General features: G+C 31.9%; 22 protein-coding genes. 13 read left to right on the plus strand and 9 right to left on the minus strand.

Annotated features, from left to right (window positions below; translation table 11 throughout):
• Window positions 1-68: 68 nt before the first annotated feature.
• Complete coding sequence (mtaB, locus tag B2X73_RS01160) at window positions 69-1,406, minus strand: tRNA (N(6)-L-threonylcarbamoyladenosine(37)-C(2))-methylthiotransferase MtaB (protein ID WP_038332401.1); 1,338 nt, start codon at window positions 1,404-1,406, stop codon at window positions 69-71.
• 59 nt (window positions 1,407-1,465) lie between these two features.
• On the opposite strand from mtaB, the gene B2X73_RS01165 reads away from it, so the two are divergent.
• Both B2X73_RS01165 and B2X73_RS01170 read left to right on the plus strand, forming a co-directional pair.
• Complete coding sequence (locus B2X73_RS01165; protein WP_286496118.1) at window positions 1,466-3,049, plus strand: ABC transporter substrate-binding protein; 1,584 nt, start codon at window positions 1,466-1,468, stop codon at window positions 3,047-3,049.
• A 232-nt stretch (window positions 3,050-3,281) separates the two neighbouring features.
• Window positions 3,282-4,865, plus strand: coding sequence for an FMN-binding glutamate synthase family protein (locus B2X73_RS01170; RefSeq protein WP_286496116.1), 1,584 nt, complete (start codon window positions 3,282-3,284; stop codon window positions 4,863-4,865).
• Between the two features lie 47 nt (window positions 4,866-4,912).
• Here B2X73_RS01170 and B2X73_RS01175 read toward each other — a convergent pair whose 3' ends face one another.
• A complete protein-coding gene (locus tag B2X73_RS01175) occupies window positions 4,913-6,382 on the minus strand; it encodes a helix-turn-helix domain-containing protein (RefSeq protein ID WP_291095496.1) in 1,470 nt (489 codons plus the stop codon).
• A 229-nt stretch (window positions 6,383-6,611) separates the two neighbouring features.
• Here B2X73_RS01175 and B2X73_RS01180 point away from each other — a divergent pair, with 229 nt between their 5' ends.
• The gene (locus B2X73_RS01180; protein ID WP_286496114.1) at window positions 6,612-8,924 is read left to right on the plus strand and encodes an outer membrane beta-barrel family protein; all 2,313 of its coding nucleotides are present in this window, start codon (window positions 6,612-6,614) and stop codon (window positions 8,922-8,924) included.
• Window positions 8,925-8,998: 74 nt separating this feature from the next.
• Here the strand turns inward: B2X73_RS01180 and odhB are convergent, their stop codons facing one another.
• Window positions 8,999-10,231, minus strand: coding sequence for a 2-oxoglutarate dehydrogenase complex dihydrolipoyllysine-residue succinyltransferase (gene odhB, locus B2X73_RS01185; protein WP_185096030.1), 1,233 nt, complete (start codon window positions 10,229-10,231; stop codon window positions 8,999-9,001).
• A gap of 18 nt (window positions 10,232-10,249) precedes the next feature.
• Window positions 10,250-13,039 carry a 2-oxoglutarate dehydrogenase E1 component gene (locus B2X73_RS01190; protein WP_219034288.1) on the minus strand — a complete coding sequence of 930 codons (2,790 nt, stop codon included), beginning with the start codon at window positions 13,037-13,039 and terminating at the stop codon, window positions 10,250-10,252.
• A gap of 157 nt (window positions 13,040-13,196) precedes the next feature.
• Here B2X73_RS01190 and B2X73_RS01195 point away from each other — a divergent pair, with 157 nt between their 5' ends.
• On the plus strand, window positions 13,197-14,348 hold the full coding sequence (locus B2X73_RS01195; RefSeq protein WP_219034287.1) for a sensor histidine kinase: 1,152 nt from the start codon (window positions 13,197-13,199) through the stop codon (window positions 14,346-14,348).
• A gap of 476 nt (window positions 14,349-14,824) precedes the next feature.
• Here B2X73_RS01195 and B2X73_RS01200 read toward each other — a convergent pair whose 3' ends face one another.
• The 3 genes from B2X73_RS01200 to rsmA are packed head-to-tail and all read right to left on the minus strand — an operon-like array spanning window position 14,825 to window position 17,412.
• Entirely contained in the window at window positions 14,825-15,274 is a 450-nt protein-coding gene (locus B2X73_RS01200; protein ID WP_219034286.1) for a GyrI-like domain-containing protein, read from the minus strand.
• An 11-nt stretch (window positions 15,275-15,285) separates the two neighbouring features.
• Window positions 15,286-16,641, minus strand: a complete 1,356-nt coding sequence (gene mgtE / locus B2X73_RS01205; protein WP_280046030.1) for a magnesium transporter — start codon at window positions 16,639-16,641, stop codon at window positions 15,286-15,288.
• Between the two features lie 3 nt (window positions 16,642-16,644).
• The gene (gene rsmA / locus B2X73_RS01210) at window positions 16,645-17,412 is read right to left on the minus strand and encodes a 16S rRNA (adenine(1518)-N(6)/adenine(1519)-N(6))-dimethyltransferase RsmA (RefSeq protein WP_038332430.1); all 768 of its coding nucleotides are present in this window, start codon (window positions 17,410-17,412) and stop codon (window positions 16,645-16,647) included.
• Window positions 17,413-17,518: 106 nt separating this feature from the next.
• Here rsmA and B2X73_RS01215 point away from each other — a divergent pair, with 106 nt between their 5' ends.
• The 4 genes from B2X73_RS01215 to truB are packed head-to-tail and all read left to right on the plus strand — an operon-like array spanning window position 17,519 to window position 20,310.
• Window positions 17,519-18,412 (plus strand): cell division protein FtsX, encoded by an 894-nt coding sequence (locus B2X73_RS01215; protein ID WP_221855311.1) that lies wholly within the window; start codon window positions 17,519-17,521, stop codon window positions 18,410-18,412.
• On the plus strand, window positions 18,412-18,714 hold the full coding sequence (locus B2X73_RS01220; RefSeq protein WP_052217597.1) for a DUF3098 domain-containing protein: 303 nt from the start codon (window positions 18,412-18,414) through the stop codon (window positions 18,712-18,714). Before B2X73_RS01215 ends, B2X73_RS01220 begins: the two co-directional genes overlap by 1 nt.
• Window positions 18,714-19,598, plus strand: coding sequence for an undecaprenyl-diphosphate phosphatase (locus B2X73_RS01225; protein ID WP_125349727.1), 885 nt, complete (start codon window positions 18,714-18,716; stop codon window positions 19,596-19,598). The genes B2X73_RS01220 and B2X73_RS01225 overlap by 1 nt, the downstream gene beginning before the upstream one ends.
• Before the next feature lies 1 nt (window position 19,599).
• Window positions 19,600-20,310 carry a tRNA pseudouridine(55) synthase TruB gene (gene truB / locus B2X73_RS01230; protein WP_125349728.1) on the plus strand — a complete coding sequence of 237 codons (711 nt, stop codon included), beginning with the start codon at window positions 19,600-19,602 and terminating at the stop codon, window positions 20,308-20,310.
• A gap of 39 nt (window positions 20,311-20,349) precedes the next feature.
• On the opposite strand, the gene B2X73_RS01235 is transcribed toward truB, so the two are convergent.
• On the minus strand, window positions 20,350-21,012 hold the full coding sequence (locus tag B2X73_RS01235) for an alpha/beta fold hydrolase (protein WP_114999497.1): 663 nt from the start codon (window positions 21,010-21,012) through the stop codon (window positions 20,350-20,352).
• 8 nt (window positions 21,013-21,020) lie between these two features.
• Complete coding sequence (locus tag B2X73_RS01240; RefSeq protein WP_180906175.1) at window positions 21,021-21,842, minus strand: AraC family transcriptional regulator; 822 nt, start codon at window positions 21,840-21,842, stop codon at window positions 21,021-21,023.
• Between the two features lie 195 nt (window positions 21,843-22,037).
• Between B2X73_RS01240 and B2X73_RS01245 the strand changes: the two genes are divergently transcribed.
• The 5 genes from B2X73_RS01245 (at window position 22,038) to B2X73_RS01265 (ending at window position 26,376) form a co-directional block, all read left to right on the plus strand.
• Window positions 22,038-23,549: a succinate CoA transferase gene (locus B2X73_RS01245; RefSeq protein WP_286496110.1), complete on the plus strand. Its 1,512-nt coding sequence runs from the start codon at window positions 22,038-22,040 to the stop codon at window positions 23,547-23,549.
• A gap of 104 nt (window positions 23,550-23,653) precedes the next feature.
• Window positions 23,654-23,932: a hypothetical protein gene (locus B2X73_RS01250; RefSeq protein WP_280035742.1), complete on the plus strand. Its 279-nt coding sequence runs from the start codon at window positions 23,654-23,656 to the stop codon at window positions 23,930-23,932.
• A 6-nt stretch (window positions 23,933-23,938) separates the two neighbouring features.
• Complete coding sequence (locus B2X73_RS01255) at window positions 23,939-24,328, plus strand: hypothetical protein (RefSeq protein WP_219034280.1); 390 nt, start codon at window positions 23,939-23,941, stop codon at window positions 24,326-24,328.
• Window positions 24,329-24,337: 9 nt separating this feature from the next.
• Window positions 24,338-25,474, plus strand: coding sequence for a glutathionylspermidine synthase family protein (locus B2X73_RS01260; RefSeq protein WP_286496109.1), 1,137 nt, complete (start codon window positions 24,338-24,340; stop codon window positions 25,472-25,474).
• A 242-nt stretch (window positions 25,475-25,716) separates the two neighbouring features.
• Entirely contained in the window at window positions 25,717-26,376 is a 660-nt protein-coding gene (locus B2X73_RS01265; RefSeq protein WP_286496108.1) for a DUF4240 domain-containing protein, read from the plus strand.
• Window positions 26,377-26,548: the final 172 nt, after the last annotated feature.

A 26,548-nucleotide genomic window follows, 5' to 3' on the forward strand; every position in this document is an offset into this window, starting at 1 on the left:
GTAAAGGTAAATCAAAAAAAAAAGAAGCTCAAAATACATGAACTTCTTTTTAACTAATATTTACAATTTTATTTTGCTAATTCTAACTCTTGAATTTTCACTTCAACAATTCCATTGTGATTGATTCTAACCAAATCTACAATTTGCGTTTCGTTGACTAATTCAGGATTAAAATCTGTCTGAACTTTTACATAATTTTCTGTAAAACCAAACATTTTCCCGTCTTTATTATCATGTTCCCAAAGCACTTTTTGAGTAGAATTTAATTGAGACTGATAAAAAGCTTGACGTTTTTTCTCTGATAAAATTCGTAACATTTTATTACGACGTTTACGTTCTCCTTGATCTACAACTCCTTCAAATTCGATCGCTTCTGTATTATCACGCTCCGAATAAGTAAATACATGTAAATAGCTAATTGGTAATTCGTTTAAGAAATTATATGTTTCCATAAACAATTCTTCTGTTTCTCCTGGAAAACCAACAATTACATCTACACCAATACACGCATTTGGCATCACTTCGCGAATTTTTGTTACACGATCTAAATAAAGATTAGATAAATAACGACGTTTCATTTTCTTCAAAATCTCATCGCTACCAGATTGTAATGGAATATGGAAATGCGGAACAAATCGATTACTTTTTGAAACAAAATCAATTGTTTCATTTTTTAATAAATTTGGTTCAATCGAAGAAATTCTGATTCGTTCTATCGCATCAACTTGATCTAATTCTTGTACCAATTCCAAGAAAGTATGTTCGTGTTTTTTATTCCCGAATTCACCTTTACCGTAATCACCAATATTTACACCCGTTAATACAATTTCTTTGATTCCTTTTTGTGCAATTTCATTCGCATTTTTGATAACATTTTCTACTGTATCTGAACGCGAAATTCCACGAGCCAAAGGAATTGTACAATACGTACATTTGTAGTCGCAACCATCTTGCACTTTCAAAAAAGCACGCGTACGATCACCGATTGAGTATGAACCAACGTAAAAATCGGCTTCTTCAATCTCACAAGAATGTACAATTGTTTCTTCTTTTTTATTGATATCGTCTAAATATTCAGCAATATTAAATTTTTCTGCAGCTCCTAAAACCAAATCAACACCTTCCATTTCCGCTATTTCTTGCGGTTTCAACTGCGCATAACAACCTACAACGACAACAAAACCTTCTGGATTTGCTTTCATTGCATTTTTCACAATCGTTCTGCACTCTTTGTCTGCATTTGCGGTTACCGAACATGTATTTATCACGTACACATTCGCAGAATCTGTAAACTCAACCTTCTGATATCCATTATCTTTCAAGTTTCTTGCGATCGTCGAAGTTTCAGAAAAATTAAGTTTACATCCCAATGTATGAAATGCAACTGTTTTAGTTTGATTATTCATAGCTGCAAATTTAAGAAATTATCCATAGTTTTGAAACATAAATAAATCAGCTATTCAAAATGACTAAATACTTTATCTACATTATGTTATTCGTTTCAATATTTTCGTGTTCTAAGAAAATTGAAATCGATGAAAACAAAGTATTTAAATTAAATCGTTACGATAATATTTCTTCTTTAGATCCTATCAATGCACGTACACAAGCCAATAATTGGGCATGCAATTTAATGTACAATAGTTTAGTGAAGATTGATAACGAACTAGAAATTCAGCCAGATATTGCAAAATCTTGGACAATTTCTGAAGATGGAAAAACGTATTCTTTTACTTTGAGAAATGATGTTTTTTTTCATAAACATGAAGCTTTCGGAAAAGATTCGACTCGAATTGTAACGGCTTCAGATTTCGAGTATAGTTTTAATCGTTTAAAAGATCCGAAAGCTGGAGGTTCTGGAGGTTGGATTATGAATAATATTGATTCATATAAAGCGATAAATGATACACTTTTTGAAATTAAATTAAAAGAGGCTTATCCTGCATTTTTGGGATTAATTTCGATGAAATATGCTTCGGTTGTTCCGAAAGAATTATTCAAAAATGGAAACGATGAATTCTTGAAACATCCAATTGGTACAGGCCCTTTTCAATTTAAGATTTGGGAAGATAATGTGAAAATGGTTTTTAGAAAAAATCCAAAGTATTTCGAGTTTGATGAAAAAGGACAACGTTTACCATATTTAGAAGCGGTTAATTTATCATTTTTACCAGAGAAAAATTCAGAATTTTTAGAATTAATCAAAGGTAATTTGGATATGATGGCAGATTTGGATCCTTCTTATAAAGATGAAATTTTAAATCCAATCGGAGATTTGAATCCAAAATATTCAAATATTTTAACGATTCAAAAAGTTCCTTATTTAAGTACCGTTTATTTATGTTTTTATCTTGATGCGCCCAATGCAGTTGATTTGAAATTGCGTCAAGCATTAAATTATGGAGTTGATAAAAACAAAATCATCAAATATATGATGAAAGGTCAAGCTTTTGAAGCAGATGGAGGTTTCATTCCGAAAGGTTTACCAGGTTATTCGCCAGAAAGTGGTTACAAATATTCTCCCGAAAAAGCACGTGAACTAATCAATAGCTATAAAAAAACGAACGAAAAAATTGTACCAATCGAGCTGACAACTGTGCAAGAATATGTAGATGTTTGTGAATATATTGCGGCAGAAATGGCAAAATTAGGCTTACCAATAAAAGTGAATGTTGTACCTGGACCAACGATGCGCGATGGAAAAGCAACGGGAAAATTTACGTTGTTCCGCGCAAATTGGGGAGCAGATTATCCAGATGCCGAAAACTTTTTGTCTTTATATTATTCGAAAAACTTTGCGCCAGAAGGTCCAAATTATTCACATTACAAAAATGGTGAATTTGATAAAATGTACGAACAAGCATTTTTGACCAATAATCTAGACGAACGTGCCAAAATTTATCAAAAAATGGATGCATTGATGATGCAAAACGCTCCAATTTTGCCATTATTTTATGATCAAACAACGTTATTTTTGAATAAAAAAGTTAAGAATTTTTCGATGGGACCAATCAAATTATTGGATTTAACGAGAGTTTACAAAGAATAATTCTTTTGACATTTCTCAAAAAGTTTGAACATCTTTTAAAAAAATCTAAATAATATTTCATTTTATTTCACGACATTAGATAATTGTTAACTTATTTGAAATAATGGGTTTTCTCTAACGTTTGAAATCAACAATTTAAAAGAAATTATTTCAGAAATATAGGCGTTAAACCGAGTTTTTTTAGATATATTTGACACCAAATTTTTAATCAAAATCATTTAAATTTTTACTTATGAAAGTAAGACAACTTTTCGTAGTAGGATCTATCGTTACTCTTGTTGCAATTGGAGTAATCTCTTATTTTTGGCCAGGTATCTTATGGTCTTTAATAATTATTCTTCCTTTGATTGCTTTAGGATTTGCAGATATCTCGCAAACAAAACACGCTATCAGAAGAAACTTTCCAATTATTGGACATGGACGTTATTTGTTAGAAAGTATTCGTCCAGAAATTATGCAATACTTTGTTGAAACGGATACTGAAGGGAAACCTATTGACCGTTTGATGCGTAGTATGGTGTATCGTCGTGCAAAAAATGTAATTGACACAGTTCCTTTTGGGACGCAATTAGATGTTTATGAACCAGGATATGAGTGGTTAAATCACTCGATGTATGCAGGAAAAATCAAACATGCTGATGATCCACGTGTAAAAGTTGGTGGAAGTGAATGTAAACAACCTTATTTAGCAAGTTTATTAAACATTTCTGCAATGTCTTTCGGTTCGTTAAGTGAAAATGCTGTATTAGCGATGAACAAAGGTGCTAAATTAGGAAATTTTGCGCACAATACAGGTGAAGGGGGAATTTCTCCATATCACTTACAGCCAGGTGGAGATTTGATTTGGCAAATTGGTACAGGATATTTTGGTTGTCGTGCTACTGATGGTGGTTTCGATCCAGATAAGTACGTAGAACGCGCTACTTTACCAAATGTAAAAATGATTGAGTTGAAAATTTCTCAAGGTGCAAAACCAGGTCACGGAGGAATTTTACCAGCAAATAAAAATACTCCAGAAATCGCTAAGATTCGTGCTGTAGAACCATATACAACTGTTGATTCTCCTCCATCTCACTCAGCTTTCTCTGATGCAGAAGGAATGTTACATTTCATCAAACAATTAAGAGAATTATCAGGTGGAAAACCAGTTGGATTTAAATTGTGTATTGGGATTAAACGTGAGTTTATCGAGATTTGTGAAGCAATGATTAAAACGGGTATCAAACCAGATTATATTGCAATTGACGGTGGTGAAGGAGGAACTGGAGCTGCTCCTGTAGAGTTTTCAAACTCTTTAGGTATGCCTTTGTTAGATGGTTTAGCTTTTGCAGTTGATACTTTACGTGGTTATGGTCTTAAAAAAGATATTCGTGTTGTAGCTTCTGGAAAAATTATTTCTTCTTTCCACATTGCTCGTGCAATGGCTATTGGTGCGGATTTAGTTTATTCGGCTCGTGCAATGATGATGGCTGTAGGATGTATCCAAGCATTACAATGTAATACAAATACATGTCCTGTTGGTGTTGCGACGCAAGATCGTGAATTAATGAAAGGTTTAGACGTAGAAGATAAAGCAACTCGTATGTATAATTTCCACAAGAAAACAATGCATATTTTATCTGAGTTAATTTCTGCAACAGGTGTTAAATCTCACAGAGATTTCAATCGTTATCACGTAAATTTACGTATCGACAATACACGTATTATGTCTTACGATCAATTATACCCAATTGTAGAAGAAGGTGCATATGTAGGAATGTCTGTAGAAGATGTTTTACAAGAAATTAGAATTCGTACATTAAGTAAAGTCAATTAATCAATTTCATATAATAGTAAAAAAGCAATCCAATTGGATTGCTTTTTTTATTTAAGAATATTCCGTAAATATTGAGACGGACGAAAACCTGTATGTTCCAAAAAAGCATCTGAAAAAGTCTTTCTCGAATTAAAACCTGTTTCTTCTGCCAACGCATCAATTGTGTATTTTTTGAGATTTGGCTCATTTTCAATTCGTTTCAAAAGATGATTAATTCTCAATTCATTGATATATTGGTTAAAATTTTTCGATCTCGAACGATTAATATAATTTGACACAATTGTTCGATTGGCGTTCAATTCTAGAACCAAATCATTCAACGAAAATTTTGGATTTAGAAATAACTTTTGTTCTTCAAATAATTGCAAACTTTGTTCGAAATCTTCATCAATTTCAACTTCGAATTTTGTTTTTTCTAATTGATTTTCTTCCTTAATATCTAACTCAAGTATTGTTATTTCATCAAGACATTTTTGTAAATAATTCTTCTTTTTTTGATGTTTTTGATTCATTTTATAAAAAACAATTCCACCAAAAAATAGAATTACTACTAAACCAAAAAATGAAGATCTTTTGAAGTTTTGATTCTTTTCTTTCAATAAATTTCGTTCAGTTTTCAGGAATGTATTTTCATATTTCTCGAGATTTGGTTTCAAAACAGTATGATCAGCCACATAAAATAAACTATCAAAAGACAATAAATTATTTACAGATAATAATTTATCTCGACTATTTCCATATTTCTCGTTGTATTCAACTACTCGTTCATAAGAAAGTCGCAGTTCTTCATCAAGAATTTTATATTGTTTTGAGAATTCCACAACATTTTCAAAATATTGGATTGCTTCTCTATTTCGCTTTTGTTGATATAAAATTTCACCTAAAAATTGCTCCGAAATCACATACCATTTGATATCATTTTGCTTCCAGAAAGCTTGTTGTGCTTTTTTCAATGTATTAAATGCCGAATTATAATCTTTTTTGTAGAAATCAATAATTCCTTTATTCTTCAAAGCATATTGATAATTTACCGTATCAACCGTTTCAGATAATTCAATTTTGTTGTAATAATCACTTTTGTTCAGATGATTTGTTTTGCTATATAAATAAGACAATTTCCCAAGAATGGAAAGATAAATGCTGAACGATTTTGGTTGCTGTTTATGCTTTTCGAAATATGATAAAGAAGTTTCGTATAACACTATAGATTCCTTGATTTCATGTAAGTTTTCTTTTGTTTTCGCAATTCCAACAAGCGAAGAATAAAATGTAAAATCATCTTTTATTTCAGTTGATAGTTGTTTCGAAATGGTGAAATTTTTCAATGCATTATTGTAATTACGTTGCTCCAAAAAATAATTTCCTTTTTCGATATAAGCTTCACTCAACACAACTTTATCATTCAATCGATAAGCTGTTGAAATCGTTGAATCAATAATTCGAAGATTTTCTTCAACCAAATCATTATTTTTTTGACGCAAAAATTCAGCTTTATCTTTTTGTGTTTTTCCAAACATATTTACTGAACTGAATATGAATAGAATAACTATAATAAATTTAAGAAACCTATTTCCCGAAATCATAAAACGTAACATATTGTATTTCTTTAATTTAAATAATATTGTAAACAATTATCATTTGACACCAAGTTGATAAAAAACATTTAAAAATATAAATTAAAATTGTTCAAACAAAAATTTTACTTCCTCTAAATGTAAGTAAAACAATAATCAACACAATTTTATTATGAAGTTTCTACAATTAATTCTCATTTTGATTAGCTCTTTTGCTTTTGCACAAGAAAAATATTCGATTACAGGCTATATTTCATCAGAAAAAGAGTCAAAAACAATTCACGCAAAAGTTATTTTATACGATGAATTTCAAAATGTTATTCAAACAATTGAAACTGAAAATTCTAAATTTAACTTTGAAAATTTAGAACCTAAAATCTATTTAATTTCTGTTATTTATGACAATAATATTCAAGATGAAGAACCTTTTTATTTAAACGAAAATAAAACATTTCACTTAAATATTGATGAAACTGTACAAATTGATGAAGTTATAATCAATGGAAAAAAAGAAACTTTCAAAATAGAAAATGGCAATTATAATATTGATGTCGCCAATTCAAATTTTAATAAACTTGCTACAACTAAAGAATTATTTTCAAAATTACCAAGCGTCATGTTAGGCGCAGATCAAGAAACATTGACGATTATTGGAAAAGGAAATCCTTTGTTGTATTTGGACGATCAACAAGTTGATTTTTCTACCATTTCGAGTTTAGCAATTGAGGACATAAAATCGATTGAAATTATCAAAAACCCTTCTGCTAAATATGAAGCAAATGGAAAATCTATCGTAAAAATTAATCTAAAGAAAAGTAAAAAAGAAGGTTTAAAATTGACTTTGCAAGAAACATTATCTTTCAAAAGAAAGTTTAATAATTATTTCAATTCGACTTTTCAAATTCGTAAAAATAAAAGCGAATTTAAACTGAACGCATCTTATAATCAACTAAATCCGTGGGAAGGAAATGGATTCGATTATCGCATAAAAGACAAAAATATTCAGTCCAATTATTTCATAAAATCGCAAACTAAACGTCCACATTTTATTGTAAACACAAGCTTTTTTCAGGAATTAAATGAATCTGGAGATTATTTTTCGTTTGCTATTAATTCAAATTTTAGAAAAGATAAAGGTTTGCTTGATACCAAAACAGAATATACCGAAAACAATGAAAATCAATCTATTTTAACGTTAAATGATAATGAAAATCATCGAAATTTTGTGAATACTTTGGTGAATTACAATAAAAATATTCAATCAATTGACGCAAGTATTTTAACAGGATTACAATACACGATTTATAATACAGGAACAACATATGATTTTTATAATAAGATTAATGAGAATGATGTCGAATACAATCAATCGCGCTATCAAAAATATCGTCTTAAGGTTTTTGCAGGAAAATTTGATGTAGAGAAAAAGTTTGAATCTGATCAAAAAATTGAATTTGGAGGACGTTTTACACACGCTAAATCTGAGACGAATAATGAAACATTTTTTCCTCAACAATCATCAGAAGAATTTCTTTATAATTTCAAAGAACTGAATCTTTCCGCCTATTTGCAATACACTAAAAATTATGAAAAATGGAATTATAAAGCTGGATTAAGAACAGAAACGACTAATTCTAAAGGTCTTGATGAAATAAAACAACTTTCGGATATTGATAAAAAATACATCGATTGGTTTCCGAATGCAGAAATTAATTACACTTTTGATAATAAAAATGCGTTAACAATTTACTATAAACGTACGATTGACAGACCGAATTACAGCAATCTTTCTTCTGGGAATTTGTACGGAAGTCCTTATATCGAATACAGTGGAAATTTTAATATTTTACCTACTTACACCGACACATTTTCAGCGAATTATTCATTAAAAAAATGGAACATGAATGTGACGTATTATCAAAGTAAAAATCCGATGAATTATACATTAATTTATAATGATGTGAGAAATATTTCAACATTTACAACGATTAATTTCGAAAAAGAAAAAAACATTTCTGTTGCTTTGGATGTTCCATTCGAATATAAATTTTGGTCAACACAAATTAGTTTAGCTATAATTTATAGTAAAATAATTGATGAAAAAGCTGTGTTAAAAAAATCGATTCCGTATATCTATTTATACTCTAATCACAATTTCAAATTGGGAAAAGATTTCAACTTTATGGTTGATGGATATTGGTTAAGCAAACGAACTGAAGGAATTTATGATCGAAATTCTCAAGTTATCGTTAATCTTGGATTGACAAAATCATACAAAAACTTTGATTTTTCTATTCGTTTCAATGATTTATTCAAACAAATGAAATTTAGCGAAACACTGAATTATGATAAAATAAGTTCTAAAAATCTATTTTTAGTCGATTATCAAGAACTATCAGTTAGTGTTAAATATAATTTTGGCCGATTGAATAAAACCATCTCGAAAGAGAATAAAGTAAATGAAGAGGAAGGGAGAATTAGGTAATCTCAACTTATAAACCAAAAAAGCCATTCTTTCGAATGGCTTTCAATTTATGGATTGTTAGAATGTTTTATGTATTACAATTCTAAAGCTCTTTTAGCGTCACCTCCCATTAATACGTTTAATGGATCTTCTACCGCTTCTTTAACAGCAACTAAGAATCCTACAGATTCGCGTCCGTCGATGATACGGTGGTCATAAGATAAAGCAACATACATCATTGGAGCGATAACAATTTGTCCGTTTTTAACAACTGGACGCTCAACGATATTGTGCATTCCTAAGATACCTGATTGAGGTGGGTTGATGATTGGTGTAGACATCATAGATCCAAATACACCACCATTAGTGATTGTAAATGTACCTCCTGTCATTTCATCAACAGAAATTTTTCCGTCACGTACTTTGATTGCTAAATCTTTGATAGATTGCTCAACACCACGGAAAGTTAAGTTTTCTGCATTACGTACAACTGGCACCATTAAACCTTTTGGTCCTGATACTGCAACAGAAACGTCAGCAAAGTCAAATTTTACTTGGTAGTCACCGTCAATCATAGAGTTTACGTCTGGGTATAACTCTAATGCGCGTGTAACTGCTTTTGTAAAGAAAGACATGAATCCTAAACCAACACCGTGTTTAGCTTTGAATTCGTCTTTATATTGGTTACGTAAAGCAAAAATTGCAGACATATCAACTTCGTTGAATGTAGTTAACATTGCAGTTTCATTTTTAACAGAAACTAAACGTTGTGCAATTTTACGACGTAATGATGATAATTTTTTCTCTGATTGAGCACGAGTTCCTTGAGTAGAAGTTCCCATTGCTGGTGTAAAACGAGCTGCATCATCTTGAGTGATACGTCCGTCACGTCCTGAACCTTTTACTTGAGAAGCATCGATACCTTTTTCGTCTAAAACTTTTTTAGCCGCTGGAGATGGAGTTCCCGTAGCGTAAGTTGCAGCTGGAGCAGCAGGTGCTGGCGTAGCAACTGGAGCTGGAGCAGCTTTTACTTCTTCTTTAACCTCAGCTTTTGGTGCTTCTGCAGCTGGAGCGCTTCCTCCTTCTGGTTTAGCAGCTGATGTATCAATAAGACAAACAACTTGTCCTACTTCTACAACATCACCTTCTTCCGCTTTCAAAGTGATAATTCCACTTTCTTCTGCTGGTAATTCTAATGTTGCTTTATCTGAGTCAACCTCAGCAATTGCTTGGTCTTTTTCTACGTAATCACCGTCTTTTACTAACCACGTAGCGATCTCTACTTCTGTGATTGATTCCCCTGGTGATGGGACTTTCATTTCTAACATATCTATTAGCTTTATTTTTTAATTGAATACTTTATTAATTACCTCTTCGTAAATTGCAGCCCAACGTTTACTTGAACCTGGTGCTGTTGCAGCACTTTCTGCTGGAGAAACTACGTCGAATGGATATTTTCTTAACTTACGTAAGATATACATCCAAGCTCCCATATTTTCTGGTTCTTCTTGTGCCCAAACCAATTTAGCATTACCAAATTTAGAGATGATAGCATCTACTTTTTCTTCATTTAAAGGATATAATTGCTCTAAACGAATAATTGCAGTTTCTTTATCACCTAATTCTTGGCGTTTTTTGTCTAAATCGTAGTAGATTTTTCCTGAACAGAAAACTACTTTTTTCACTTTTTTCGCATCTACTGTTACATCTTCGATGATTTCTTGGAAACCTCCATTTGCGAAATCTGCTAATGATGATACTGCTGATGGATGACGTAATAATGATTTTGGTGACATTACAACCAATGGTTTGCGGTAATCTGTTACAACCTGTCTTCTTAATGCGTGGAAGAAGTTAGCTGGAGTTGTGATATTTGCAACAAACATATTGTTACCAGCACACATTTGTAAGAAACGCTCTAAACGTGCTGAAGAGTGCTCTGCTCCTTGCCCTTCATATCCATGAGGCAATAACATTACTAAACCATTTTGTAATTTCCATTTATCTTCTGCTGCAGAAATATATTGGTCGATTACGATTTGCGCTCCATTCACGAAATCTCCAAATTGAGCTTCCCAAATAGTTAACGCTTTAGGATTTGCCATTGCATATCCATAATCAAAACCTAAAACTGCATACTCAGATAATAATGAATTATAGATTCTTAATTGACCTTGTTCATTATTGATATGGTTTAATAAGATAATTTCTTCTTCTGTGTCTTCAGTTTTTACAACCGCATGACGGTGAGAGAAAGTTCCACGTTCTACATCTTCCCCAGAAACACGCACGTTACGTCCGTCTGTTAAGATAGAACCGAAAGCTAAAGCTTCTCCTAATCCCCAGTCAATTTTATCTTCCTCAATCATTTTTCCACGTCCTTCAATTAAACGAGAAACTTTTTTGATTAATTTTTTACCTTCAGGAACTGTAGAAACAGCTTTTGCAATTTCTTTTAATTTTGCTTCGTCGTAAGAAGTATTTGCTTGTTCAAAAACTTTTGCATCATCAGCAATTTCAAATCCTTCCCACTCTTCTGGCATGAAAGGGAAAATGTGATTACGCTCAATTTCTTTAGAAGCTTCGAAATTCGTTTCTAATAGAGCTTTAAATTCTGCTTCTTTTTGTTTAACGATTTCTTCTCCTATTACACCTTCTTTTAATAATTTATCCTTGTAAATTTCACGAGGATTTGGGTGTTTAGCGATTAAGTTATATAATTTAGGTTGAGTGAATTTTGGTTCATCACCTTCGTTATGTCCATATTTACGGTATCCTAATAAATCGATGAATACATCAGAACCGAATTCTGCACGATAATCTGCTGCAAAACGGAAAGCGTGAACTACCGCTTCTACATCATCAGAATTTACATGCATTACAGGAGACAATGTTACTTTAGCAACATCTGTACAATATGTAGATGTACGCGCATCTAAATAGTTTGTTGTAAACCCAACTTGGTTATTTACCACAACGTGTACTGTACCACCTGTTTTATATCCGTCTAATCCTGCCATTTGAACAACCTCGTAAACGATTCCTTGTCCAGCTACAGCAGCATCACCATGAATTAAGATTGGAATAATTTTAGAATAATCATCTTTGTAATCTTCCTCAACTTTTGCACGTGTAATCCCTTCTACAACTGCATCTACAGTCTCTAAGTGAGATGGATTTGGTGCTAAATTGATTCGGATATCTTTTCCATTCAATGCTTTGATTTGATTTGATGATCCCATGTGATATTTAACATCACCAGCCATTAAATCTGTATCAAAAGCTTTTCCTTCGAATTCTGAAAAGATTTGAGAATATGATTTTCCAAAAATGTTAGCCAAAACATTCAAACGACCACGGTGAGCCATCCCTACGATAACCTCTTGTACGCCGTGATCTGCAGAACGGTTAATCAATGTATCCAAAGCAGGAATTAAAGATTCATTTCCTTCTACTGAGAAACGTTTTTGTCCAACATATTTCGTGTGCATAAAGTTTTCAAAAGCAGTTGCTTCATTCAACTTTTCTAAAACACGTTCTTTCTCCTCCTTAGATAATTTTGGTTGATTCAAGTTTTGGTTTAACCAATTCTGAATCCAATTAATTCTTTGAGGTTCTCTTACATACATATACTCGATTCCGATAGATTCGCAGTACATGTTTTCTAAGTGTCCAATGATTTCACGTAAAGTGATTGGTCCACCAATACCTAAAATTTCACCAGCATTGAATGTCAATCCTAAATCGGCATCTGTCAAACCGAAGTTCTTGATGTCTAATGAAGGTTCAAAAGTTCTACGCGCTCTAACTGGGTTAGTCTTAGTAAACAAATGTCCACGAGAACGGTAAGCATCAATCAAATTGATTACTTTAAATTCTTTCTGTACGTTGTCTGGAACTTGAGATACTACTGCAGGATTAACTACTGCTTGCGTTGTTTGACTAGCTTTGTTAGGAGCTGTTTGTGTTGCTGGTGCAAATAATGGCTCTCCATCATATGTTGCATTCGCAAAGTCATACCCTTGGAAAAAAGCTTTCCAACTTGGTTCAATACTATCCGGATATTGGACGTATTGATCATATAAGTCGCCTATAAACTCTAAATGAGCGGCATTTAAAAACGAAAAACGATCCATAAATTTTACTCTCTATGAGATTTAGCTACAAAAATAAACTATTTAAGGCTTTAAAAAAAATTACTTTCATCATATTTATCTTATCTCGCCATAAAAATATATTATAATCAAATAATCATTACATTTGATATAAATTTAAGAAAGATTTTACATTTAGATGAGAAATTTTCTAACAAAAAAAATAAACAAACGTTGGATTGGCTTCTTTATAATATTTGTGATTTTCGCTATTACAATATGGTCGAGTAATAAAATTGTACAAGAGCTAAAACGTGAAGAACACAAACGTGTAGAGAATTATGCGCGATCGTTAGAGTTGATAAGCTCATCAGAATTTTTAGATCCGAAAACGCAAGATTTTCTATTCAAATTAATTGAAGACAACAAATCGATCCCTGTTGCACTTGTAGACGAAAAAGGCATTATTGTAGACACCAAAAATATTGATGAATCCATCGTAAAAGATTCGGTTCAATTAAAAAAATATGTCAACAAAATGAAATCGTCGGAACAAACAATTGATGTTGAATTAATCGGAACTAAAAATTATGTTTATTTCAAAAATTCAAAACTTCTCAATCAATTACAATATTATCCACTCATCATTATTTTATTGATTTTACTGTTTTTTGGATTTTCGTACTGGTATTTCAAAACAGTTCGTGACACCGAAAAAAGTTATTTATGGGCTGGAATGGCAAAAGAAACGGCACATCAAATTGGTACACCACTTTCTTCGTTGATGGGTTGGGTCGAATTATTGAAATTGGAAGAAATCGATCAAACTTCAGTCATAGAAATTGAAAAAGATGTGGATCGATTGAAACATATTGCCGAACGTTTCTCGAAAATTGGTTCAACTTCTGAACTCAAACAAACTGATATTATTTCAACTTCCAAACAAACAGTGGATTATATTTCGCAACGCATTTCGAAAGGAATTGAATTAAACTTTACTACCGATGTCGATGAATTTAACATCAATCTTAATTCTTCTTTATATAGTTGGGTTATCGAAAATTTGATGAAAAATGCCGCTGATGCAATGCAAAATAAAGGCGTTTTGGATATCGATATAAAAACGAAAGGTAAATTTGTCGAAATTTCTATTGCTGATACAGGTTCTGGAATTCCGACCAAATTGCAGAAAAAGATTTTTCAACCTGGCTTTACTACCAAAAAACGCGGTTGGGGATTGGGATTATCATTAGCAAAACGAATTATCGAAGATTATCACAAAGGAAAAATATTTGTAGCTAAATCATCTAAAGAAACGGGAACTGAGTTTAAGATTTTATTGAAAAAATAATCAGAAATATTACACAAAATCTTGATTATATAATGAGGTATACTTTTTGTGACTTTGTTAGAACGACAACTGTTTTGTAAAATTAATAATTATGAACGCAAAAGATGTATTGAAAGAATTACACGAAAAATATGATTTATAAGACTAGAATTTCTTCTGAAGCTGCCCAAGATATTGAACAAGCTCTTTCTTATTATTCAAACTTTTCTACATCTGCGGCAAAATCTTAAGTTTTGGAAACTTTGGAAATAATCCTTTCTATCAAGTGAACTATAGAAATTTGCGTTCAAAACCTTTTAGATCTTTTCCTTATTTGTTTTTTTTTGAAACTAATGAAGAAGAAAAAACTTTTTTATTTATGCAGTTTTTAATGCGCATAGAAATCCTACAAAATATCCAAAATAAAAAATGAGCTGAAAAGTTTTACTTTCAGCTCATTTTTTTAATATTATTTTCTAATATATCAGTATTAATTACTATTCTTTTACACCAATATAAATCTCAATTTCTGCATCAGCAGGATTTTGAGCTTTTTCGGTGTACAATTCGTAATCATATTTATACGTGCGATTTAGATTTGCATCATCATTCCAAATTTCTGTCCAAGTTTTCCCAACTGCTTCGTGCAATTCTCCTTTGGCAATATATTTTTTGAATGTTTGTGGCTCAAATTCACGACCAACCATACCTTCTGGAATTTCATCTAATGAAGAAACTTCTAAACCAATAATTGTCATATACTTTCCTGTAAAATCACTTTCATAATCTGTGTAAACAGAATAAATATTAGAACTAATTGCATTTGGAATTTTAGCAATTATATTCTCATCGAAAAATTGATGCCACAATTTTCCTAAATCATCAATCGCTTGACTATCATTATTAGACGTTTGAGTCGTTATTCCTATAATTTTCAACTTATTCATTTTTAAGGTTTTTAAAATCCTAAAATCATTTTCGCAATCGAAAAGTAAATCAACAAACCAAAGATATCATTACTTGTTGTGATAAATGGTCCCGTTGCAATAGCAGGATCAACACCATATTTATGCAACATAATTGGAATAAATGTCCCAATCAAACTTGCTAAAATCATCACAATAACTAAAGCTAAAACAATGGTTGAAGAAATTTCGTAGCTTGTGCTCATCAAGAAATGTGTCGCCAATAAAAGTACAAAAGCTAATAATGTACTATTCAATAAAGCTAATAACATTTCTTTTCCTAATCTTTTCCAAATAGAACCCGAAATATTACTATTCGCCAAACCTTGCACAATAATCGCAGAAGATTGCACACCAACATTTCCTGCCATGGCAGCAACAAGCGGCGTAAAAAAGAATAATTGCGGATACAAATTCATCGCATCGCTAAAACTTTGCGACACATTAACTGCTACAAAACTACCTACCAAAGCCAATAAAAGCCAAGGTAAACGAGCGCGAGTTAATTTCAATATATTATCATCAGAGTCGACATTTTGAGTAATCCCGGCTGCTAATTGATAATTTTCTTCAGCTTCTTCACGAATCACATCAATCACATCATCCACCGTAATTACACCTACCAAACGCGTTAACTCGTCCACTACAGGCACTTCGTACAAATCATATTTTTCGATTACTTTCGCAACCTCCATATCTTTTGTATAGGTCTTTACATATTGGATCTTTTCATTGTAAACATCTGCCACTTTAGTGTTCGCAGAAGTTGTCAACAAACGCTTTAAACTCAATGTTCCAAGTAATTTTTCATCTTCATCAACTACATAAATCGAGAAAACTTCTTCTAAATCCTCAGCTTGTTTTCGCATTTGTTTTACCGCTGTGATTACCGACCAATCTTTGTTAACTTTTATCAACTCTTTTCCCATCAAACCTCCAGCCGTATCTTCGTCATAGCGCAAAAGATCTACAATTTCACGGGCATGTTCTTGGTCTTCTAATTGTGCAATTACCTCATCTTTCTTTTCATCAGAAAGTTCATTGATAACGTCAACTGCATCATCGGTATCCATCTCATTGATGACATCTTCGGCAATTTCTTTTGCAGTAAGCGTTTTCAGGAATTTACGTCGATCATCTTCTTCTAATTCAAGAAGGATATCAGCAGAAATTTCATTATCGAGTAAATCAATTACAAAAGACTGTTCTTTGGTCGAAAGCTCATCAAACAATTCAGCAATATCAGCAGGGTGCAAATCTTGCAACATCTCCTTAACTGCTTTTGCATTTTGCTGATTAATACTTTCGTTTAAATGTTCAATAAAATCTTTTGTAATTTTTACCTCCATAATCTATTTCATTCTTTTCGTTAACTCAATAAAATCTTCGACAGATAATTGTTCTGCGCGCATATTCAAAAACTCGTGATCGTTTAAATCCTCAGGAATACCCAAAGCCTTCAACGAATTACGAAGCGTTTTTCTTCTTTGTCCAAAACCAGCTTTTACCACTTGAAAAAATCGTTTCTGTTCAACTCCTTCAATTTCTGTTCGGTAGCGTTTCATAATAATAACGCCCGATTTCACCTTTGGTGGTGGTGTAAAAACGTGTTCTGGAACAGTGAACAAATATTCACAATGATAATACGCTTGAGCTAAAACAGAAAGTATACCATAATCTTTTGTACCTTTTTTTGATGCAATACGTTCGGCAACTTCTTTCTGAAACATTCCACAAACTTCGGGAACAGTGTAACGCTCTTCTAAAGCTTTAAAAATAATTTGCGAAGATATATTATACGGAAAATTTCCTAAAATAGCAATTTGTTCATCAAACTTTGATGAAAAGTCCATTTTCAAGAAATCTTCGGAATGAATTTTAAATCCTGGGTAAAATGGTTGATAATATTCTTTTAAATATTCGACTGATTCTGTATCAATCTCCACAACCTCTATATTTTTCTTTGCTTGTAAAATATATTTTGTCAACACGCCCATTCCTGGACCAATTTCTAAGACACGATCATAACCTTCCCAAGTTAACCCTTCGGCGATGTCTCGTGCAATATTTTCATCATTCAAAAAATGCTGACCTAAATGTTTTTTAGCTTTTACTTTCAAAAATTCTAAATTTTAAGTTTTCTTTAACCAACTTACCGTAGAATATATACGGAATATCTTTCTTGCGAAATAAGTTTTTTTTATCTTAGCCCCAAAATTAACCCAAATGTCAAAAACGAACGATAAATTTGAGAAAAAAAGACTGCGATCTTCTAACATCACTGTTGTGATTAGTATTTCGCTTGTTTTATTTCTATTAGGTATTTTCGGCTTAATTGTCATTAATGCACAAAGTTACGCAGAACATCTAAAAAGAGAGTTAAAAATCGAGGCATATTTTAAAGATGTCGAAGATCCAAAATTAAAAGATAAGGAGCTTGATTTACAAAAATCTTATATCGATTCGTTGAAAGTGAAGTATCCTTTTGTTGAAGCTACACAGTATATCAGCAAAGAGGATGCAGCTAAAATTGCGAAAAAAGATTTGGGTACGGATGGTAGCGATTTCTTCGAAGAAAGTATTTTCCCTGCATCAGTTCAAATTACATTGAATCCTGCATTAATACAATCTGTTGAACAAATTGATTCTATTAATAAGGTATTGGCTAAAAATCCGATTGTAGACGAAGTAAAAAGTGACAAAGAAGCGATGGTAACGATTTACCACAGCATCAATAAAATTACATTCTGGATTATGATTTTTGCTGTTATCTTCTTGGTAATCGTTGTTGTATTAATCAACAACTCTATTCGTCTGAAAATATACGCAAAACGTTTCAGCATCAAAACAATGCAATTAGTTGGAGCGCGTAGACGTTTCATTGTAAAACCTTTCTTGATAGAAGCCGCAGTTTTAGGTTTCTTAGCAGCATTTATTGCAGCTGTAGGATTAGGTTTCTTATGGTACATTTTAGCAACAAAAGTTGGTTTAGTACTTTGGAACCCAAGCTTCACTCCACTTATTATTATTTTAATTGGAATTGGAGTTGTCATTGCCGTATTTAGTACATTGTTTGCTGCATGGCGTTATTTAAGATTAAAAACTGATCAACTTTATTAATGAAATCAAATTCTATCGATACAACAAAAAAATCAGCATCTACAAATGATGCTGGTTTTACTTTTTTATTCGGAAAAAGAAATTACATTTTCATGGCAATTGGTGTTGCACTAATTGGTCTTGGATTTTTATTAATGACAGGACACGATGCCAACACAAGACCAGATGGAACGTGGGATGCAAATTATTGGAACGACGAAATCTATTCTTTTCGTAGAATTAGATTAGCGCCATTTTTAGTTGTCGTTGGTTTCATCGTCGAGATTTATGCCATTTTAATCAATCCGAATAAAGAAAAATAATGAATACTTTACAAGCAATTATAATTGCTATAATAGAAGGTCTTACCGAATATTTACCAATTTCTTCTACAGCACACATGGGATTCACAGCAGCTTTGATGGGAATGCCAGAAAGCGAATTCTTAAAAATGTTTCAAGTTTCGATACAATTTGGAGCAATTTTATCAATCGTAGTTTTATATTGGAAAAAATTCTTTGACTTCAAAAATTTCAATTTCAATTTTTATATCAAATTAGCTTGTGCGGTTGTTCCTGCACTTATTTTAGGAAAACTATTCGATGATAAAATCGAGGCTGTTTTAGGAAATCAAGTTGCTATTTCTGGAATGTTAGTTTTCGGAGGAATCATTTTATTATTTGTAGATAAATGGTTCAAAAATCCTAAAATTAATGATGAAAAAGACATCACATTAAAACAAGCAATTATCATTGGTTTTTGGCAATGTTTGGCGATGATGCCTGGAACTTCTCGTTCTGCCGCTTCTATTATTGGTGGTATGACACAAGGTTTATCGCGTAAAGCAGCTGCAGAATTTTCATTCTTTTTAGCGGTTCCGACAATGTTAGCGGTTACAGTTTATTCTATTTTTGTTAAAACTTGGGGAGAAGATACTGCAACACCAATGAAAGGTTATGAAATGATTTTACAAGATCAAAACCATATTATATTATTCTTAATTGGAAATGTTGTAGCATTTATTGTAGCATTAATCGCAGTGAAAACATTTATCGCAGTTTTAACAAAATATGGTTTCAAATTTTGGGGGTGGTACAGAATAATCATCGGAATTATTTTATTGATTTATTTCTCATATAATTCTCCAACACAAGCAGAAAAAGACAATGCCGCTTCAGTAGAAACTACAATGATTCAGCACAAATAAGATGAATGTAGAAAAAATACAAGAAGGTCACGTTTTTTTGATTGATAAACCACTTGATTGGACATCTTTTGATGTTGTAAATAAGATTCGTTGGAACATTAGAAAAGCATATAACTTAAAGAAAATAAAAGTTGGACATGCTGGGACTTTAGATCCAAAAGCTACTGGACTTTTATTGGTTTGTACAGGGAAATGGACAAAACGCATTGATGAATTTCAGGCGCAAGAAAAGACTTATACTGGTACAATTAAATTAGGTGTTACAACGCCTACCTATGATTTAGAATCGGAAGAAAATGAAACTTTTCCGACAAATCATATCACAGAAGAAATTATTCGCGAAGCAACAAAACAATTTGTTGGAGAAATTGAACAATTTCCGCCAATGCATTCAGCGGTAAAAGTAGATGGAAAACGTTTATATGAATTAGCTCGCGAAGGTCAAGAAATAGAACGTAAAGCACGTAAAATAACGATTCACGATTTTAAAATTACAAAAATAGATTTACCTTTTGTCGATTTTGAAGTGAATTGTAGCAAAGGAACCTACATTCGTTCTTTGGCTTTTGATTTTGGAAAAGCAGTCAATTCTGGTGGATATTTAACAGCACTTCGTCGTACAAAAATTGGCGAATTTGATGTCATCAATGCTGAAAATTTCGCTTTAGAAAAAAGCTATTTTGAAGAAGAAAATACAACAGAAGAAGTATAAAATCAGAAAAGCTTGAACAAATGTTCAAGCTTTTTTTAGTTATAAAGTGATTAATACTTTATTTATTTCATCGCTCACTAATTTTGGCTTTTGCATCACCATAATATGTGTTCCGCCTTCTATTTGTATTGCATCTTTGATATATTCAATCGGAAAAACAATATCTTTTGTACCATGAATATGTGTAATATTTTCTTCATGATAAGCTGTAGAATGTTCCCAGTTTACAATCTTATGAATCGACCAACTTAAATATTCTTTGTTTCGAAACTCAAAAATATCGTCAATATTATCTTTTTCTCGATCAGTATAATATAATTTTCGCATCATCATGTACGAAAATGTCCGATCCGAAGTTAAGAAACTCATCGGAATTATTTTATGTGCATTAATAGAAGCCGAGAATCGAAATAACTTCGGAAGCTCTGCCCTATTCTTCACTGTCGAAATCAGAAATGTATGTTTTGGATTAATAAAACGATTCATTTCCTGCACAATTATTCCACCAAAAGATAATCCCATCAAAAGAAAATCTTCTGTGGGATTTATTTTATCTAATAATCTTTCGGTATAATGAGCCAAAGTTTCATCTTTCTCTGGATCTAACCAAGGAATATAAACTTGCTCAAAATCTTGTTCCAAGCGTAGATTTCGAAAAGCATTTGCGTTTGCGCCTAATCCACTTACTTGATAAATTTTCATACCTTAATTTATAATATATCTTTTTTCTTTGAGTAATCTGTTGGACGAACTCCAATTACTTTTTGGAATGTATTACTAAATGTTGGTAAACTATTGTAACCAACCATTGTCGAAATTTCACTGATTGAATACGTATTATCAATTAACAATTGTAAAGCGCGTAACATTCTTAAAATAGTGAAATATTGAACAAATGTCATATTCAAATCTTTTTGGAATAATCGTGATAATGATCGTTCAGAGAAACCGAATTCGGCTGTAATTTTCTTCATTGTAATCGAAGAATCCATATTATCATCTAAGAATTGAACGATTTTTTTCAGACGTTCGTCGTGTGGTAATGGAAGAGCTAATCGTAAACTACTTTTGCTTACTTTAGGTAATATTTCTTTAAAAGCTTGTGCAATTACATATTCGCTTCTGTTTTCTGGAACAATATCTCCTTTCCATTGGTTAGAAAATAATAAAAGCTCTAACAACAATCCATCAGCAGGATAGATTCCTACTTTTTTATAAAACGAATTATCACTTTCATTAATAGGGAAATATAAATTTCTCATAATCACCTCTGGTGTATTTGGGTGTATACTATGTTCCACATGAGGCGGTATCCACATATAGTGTCTTGCAGGTAAATAAAAAGTATCTTTTCCTATTTTTACATAAACTATTCCTCCCTCACAATAAAGAAATTGCGCTTTGTTATGTTTATGTTCTACCACGTATGCTTCCGAAATTTCCTTATGGTAACAGAAAATTGAGGTTGGTAATTTGTCAATTTCGGTTAGGTAATATCGTGTTTCGAACTTATTATCCAAATGTATATTCATAGTTTCTTTAATCTGCGAACTAATATAATAATTTATTTGATATGATGTATAATGTACACAAATAAAAATGTCCGAAATAGATAATTATTTGACTATTTTTAATATTAACTTTTTATTAATTAATCCAATATTTGTAATTCCCTTCGTTCAGAAGGGAACAATTATTGAATAGTATTAGAAAGAAAAAGTTGCATTATGTTGGAAAGAATAAAATTAACTAACTTACAGTCAAAAGTAATGACAGCAGAGGAGTCTGCCAAATTTTTTGAAGATGGAATGACTGTTGGTTCTAGTGGTTTTACAAGAGGAGGCGATACAAAAGTTGTATTAAAAGCTGTTGCGGAGCGTGCCAAATCTGAAAATTTAAAAATCACTTTAGTAACAGGAGCTTCATTAGGACATGGTACAGACGCAGCTTTAGTAGAAAGTGGAGCATTAAAAAAACGTTTACCATTCCAAGTAGACACTGTAATGCGTAAAAATATAAATGCAGGTAATGTTTTATTTATCGATCAGCATTTAGGAGAAACTGCTGAACATATTTTAGATGGACAATTTAAAATTAATTTAGGTGTTTTAGAAGTTGCTGAAATTTTAGAAGATGGTTCTTTAGTACCTACAACTTCTATCGGTAATAATGCTGAAATTGCTGCAAATGCAGACAAATTAATCATTGAGATTAACACGTCTATCCCTACAAATATAAAAGGTATTCACGATATTTATAGTGTAGAAGAATATGGAAAACGTACACCAATTAACATCACTGCTTGTGATACAAAAATTGGAACAGAAACAATAAAAGTAGATCCTTCTAAAATTGTTGGAATTGTTTTTCACGACATTCAAGATGCTCCAGGAGACATTCAACCAGCTGATGAAGCGACTGCTGCAATTGCTCAAAACATTGTGAAATTCTTCGAAAATGAAGTTGAAGAAGGTCGTCTTACAAAATCATTAATGCCATTACAATGTGGTATTGGTAAAGTTGCAAACGCTGTTTTAGGTGGTTTAGAACATTCTGATTTTGAAGATTTAGTAATGTACTCAGAAGTTTTACAAGATTCTACATTTGACTTAATTGATTCTGGAAAAATGAAGTTTGCTTCGGCATCTTCTATGACAGTTTCTCAAGAATGTTATGACCGTGTTATAGGAAACATCGACAATTATAAAGATAAAATTGTTTTACGTCCTCAATCTATTTCTAACTCAGCCGAAGTTATTCGTCGTTTAGGAATTATTGGAATCAATACATCTTTAGAGTGTGATATTTATGGTAACGTAAACTCAACTCATGTTTCTGGTACACACATGATGAATGGTATTGGAGGTTCTGGAGATTTTGCTCGTAATGCATTTATCTCAATCTTTGTTACTGCTTCTATCGCAAAAGGTGGAAATATTTCTTCTATCGTTCCGATGGTTTCTCATCACGATCACACAGAACATGATGTAGATATTATTGTTACAGAGCAAGGTTTAGCCGATTTAAGAGGTTTAGCACCACGCGAAAGAGCAATCGAAATTATCAACAACTGTGTTCATCCAGATTATAAAGGTGAATTATTATCTTATTTCGAAAGAGCTTGTGCAGAAAGAGGTGGTCAAACGCCACATATCTTAGAAGAAGCGTTCTCTTGGCATACAAGATTGAAACAAACAGGTTCTATGAAAAAAGAAGAATTATTAGTTTTGAATCATTAGAATAATAAATAATAAGACTATACTTTTTCAAAAAGCATAATTCAGAAATTCTGAATTATGCTTTTTTTGTGAAATAATGTAACTTTGTTAGAAGTCTAAGAAACATGAAAAAAATACTTTTAGTAACACTACCATTGACAACTTTTTTTGCGTGTCAATCTAATCAAAACGAAAATCAAAATTTAGAACAAATTGATAAAAAATCGGCTCGCGAAGTTGTATTGACAACCGAAACTAAAGGCGACTCTGTTTTACATATTACCAAACAAAAAATTTGGTCAAACGATTTGATGATTGCAGAAAAAGTAGATACTTTGATTACGCACAAACAATATACACCTACCGATTCTACCAAAATTCCTATTTACGTAACCATTCAATAATCTATCATGAATAAAAGAGAAAAAAGAGCAAGTAAAGTCGTGACTTTAGTGTTAATTTCTTCGGTTCTTAGTTCGTGTATGAATCGTGAAGAAGCGCCTGTTACGAACAATGCACAAAAGGTATATATGCGTGCAGATTCTACTGCTCCTTACACAGATGTTACGTCAAATTATGCATCTCATTCTGGTGGTTCGCATCACGGTGGAATGGGAAGTTCGTTGCTTTGGTTTATGGCTTTTCGTAGCTTAACTGGCAGCGGAATGGGCTATGCAAGTCAAGGTTTGCATCAACAGTCTAACGTCGGAACAAACGCAGCAAAAGCGCAAGCGTATAAAAGTCAAACTGTTCGCGGTGGATTCGGAAAATCTGCTTCTTCTCGTTCAGTTTCATCTTAAACAAATTTTATGCAATTAAAAAGAATAAAAGCTGACGAAAACTGGCAAGAAAGGTTAGAAAATATTGGCTTTGGCTATCATACAGACGAAAATAAACAAACCTATTGGGTAGAAGATTATTACTATTCTATTTCGGAAAAAGAAGCGGATAAAATCTTTGAAGCGACAAACGAATTGTGGGAAATGTGCTTGAATGCTGTCGAACATGTGATTCAAAATAATCGTTTGGACGAATTTAAAATTCCAAAATTTATTCAACCTTATTTGATTGATACATGGGAAAATGATGCGCCAAGTATTTATGGACGTTTTGATTTTGCTTACGATAATGATCAATTGAAAATGTTAGAATTCAATGCTGATACACCTACTTCGTTGTTTGAATGTGGTGTTGTACAATGGTTTTGGATGGAAAATTATTTTGGAGAAACAAAAGATCAATTCAATTCTGTTCACGATAAATTAATTGAAACATGGAAAATGTTAAAACCTTATTTGAAAGGTGAAACCTTGCATTTTTCTTGCGTGAGAGAATCGTTAGAAGATTTGACGAATATCGAATATATCAGAGATTGTGCGATACAAGCCGGAATTAATACCAAATTAATTTATGTAGACGAAATCGGTTGGAATAATGTCAATTTTGTTGATTTAGAAGAAGAACCAATTACAGATATTTTCAAACTTTATCCGTGGGAATGGATGATGAACGAGTTGTTTGCATACAACATCAAAAATGATGAAATCAACGCAAATTGGATAGAACCAGCTTGGAAAATGATTCTTTCGAACAAAGCTATTTTACCAATTTTATGGGAATTGTATCCAGATCATCCATTATTATTAGAAGCTTATACAGATTCACCAAAAGAGATGAAGAATTATGTCAAAAAACCATTGTTATCTCGTGAAGGCGCAAATGTAGAAGTTGTAAAAAGTGGAGCTATTTCGGAGCAAACTTCTGGCGAATATGGCGAAGAAGGTTTTATTTATCAAGCTTTGGCTAATTTACATCACGAAGAAACAGGTTATACCATTATCGGAAGTTGGATTATTGGGCAAGAATCGTGTGGAATTACGTTCCGCGAAAGTGACCAATTTATTACAACCGATAAAAGTCGTTTTGTTCCGCATATTATTGAGTAAAATATTTAAAACCAAAAAGTCTAATTCCACTTCGAATTAGACATTTTTTAGTTTAAACAAAATCAAACAATTACCTTAAAAATTGTAAATAGTTTAAAAATTAATAGGTTTCATCATATTTTATTTATAAATTATAAAAAGATTTTATTAAAATGTTTTATCAATTAAAGGTTTAAGAAATAAAACGTTAGATAATTTTTTACGAATCAAAACCAACTAAATACAAACTAAAAAGTAGAAATATGGATTTTTTAGATGATTTGTTTAACTCTTCAACCCTTCCCTCAGAGCGCATTTCGCGTATGCTCGAAGAAGATTTGTTTTGGCAAATTATAGAAAATTCTTTGCTCAATGCCAATAATTTGCAAGATCAAGAAAAGGCTTTGGAACAAGAATTAGAAGATCTAACTGCCGAGGATATTATTGGTTTTCAACTTCGATTAGAGTTCTACTCCTATTCATTACATTCGCCTGAAATATGGTGTGCAGCTTGTATTATGAATGATGATACAGATCCAACACATTTCTATTATTTCAAAAATTGGATTATTTCGCAAGGACAAGAATTGTTTGAAAAGGCAATTTTGAATCCTGATAATTTAGCTGATTATTTTAACGAAGGCTTCAACGAAGATGATTTATATGAGTTTGAAGATTTTCATTTAATCGCTGATAATGTTTTCTATGAAAAATTCGAACACAAAATTATTGACTTTGTAGACAAAGAATGTTTTAAATTTTATACCGAAAAATCTCCAAAACCTGAGTTTGATTGGGATGACGAAAATTTAACCAATTTGCAAATCATTTGTCCAAGATTATTCAAAGTTTTTATCGAAGATTATCCTCCTGACGACGACGAAATGGAAGATGATTTTGATGATGAAGACGAGTTTTTATAATGATAATATTTAATACCCATTTTATTCCTTCAATGGAAGATGGTGCTCTAAGGAAAATTGTCACATTAATTTCAGTAGTTGCCTATTTCTTTTTTATATTAATAGGATATAGCTCTTTCAATTATTTTTTAATTTCTGGACTTATTATAGTTTGTAATCTTCCCCTTGTTAA

Source organism: Empedobacter sp. UBA7252 (genome assembly GCF_002472765.1).
GTDB lineage: Bacteria > Bacteroidota > Bacteroidia > Flavobacteriales > Weeksellaceae > Empedobacter > Empedobacter falsenii_B.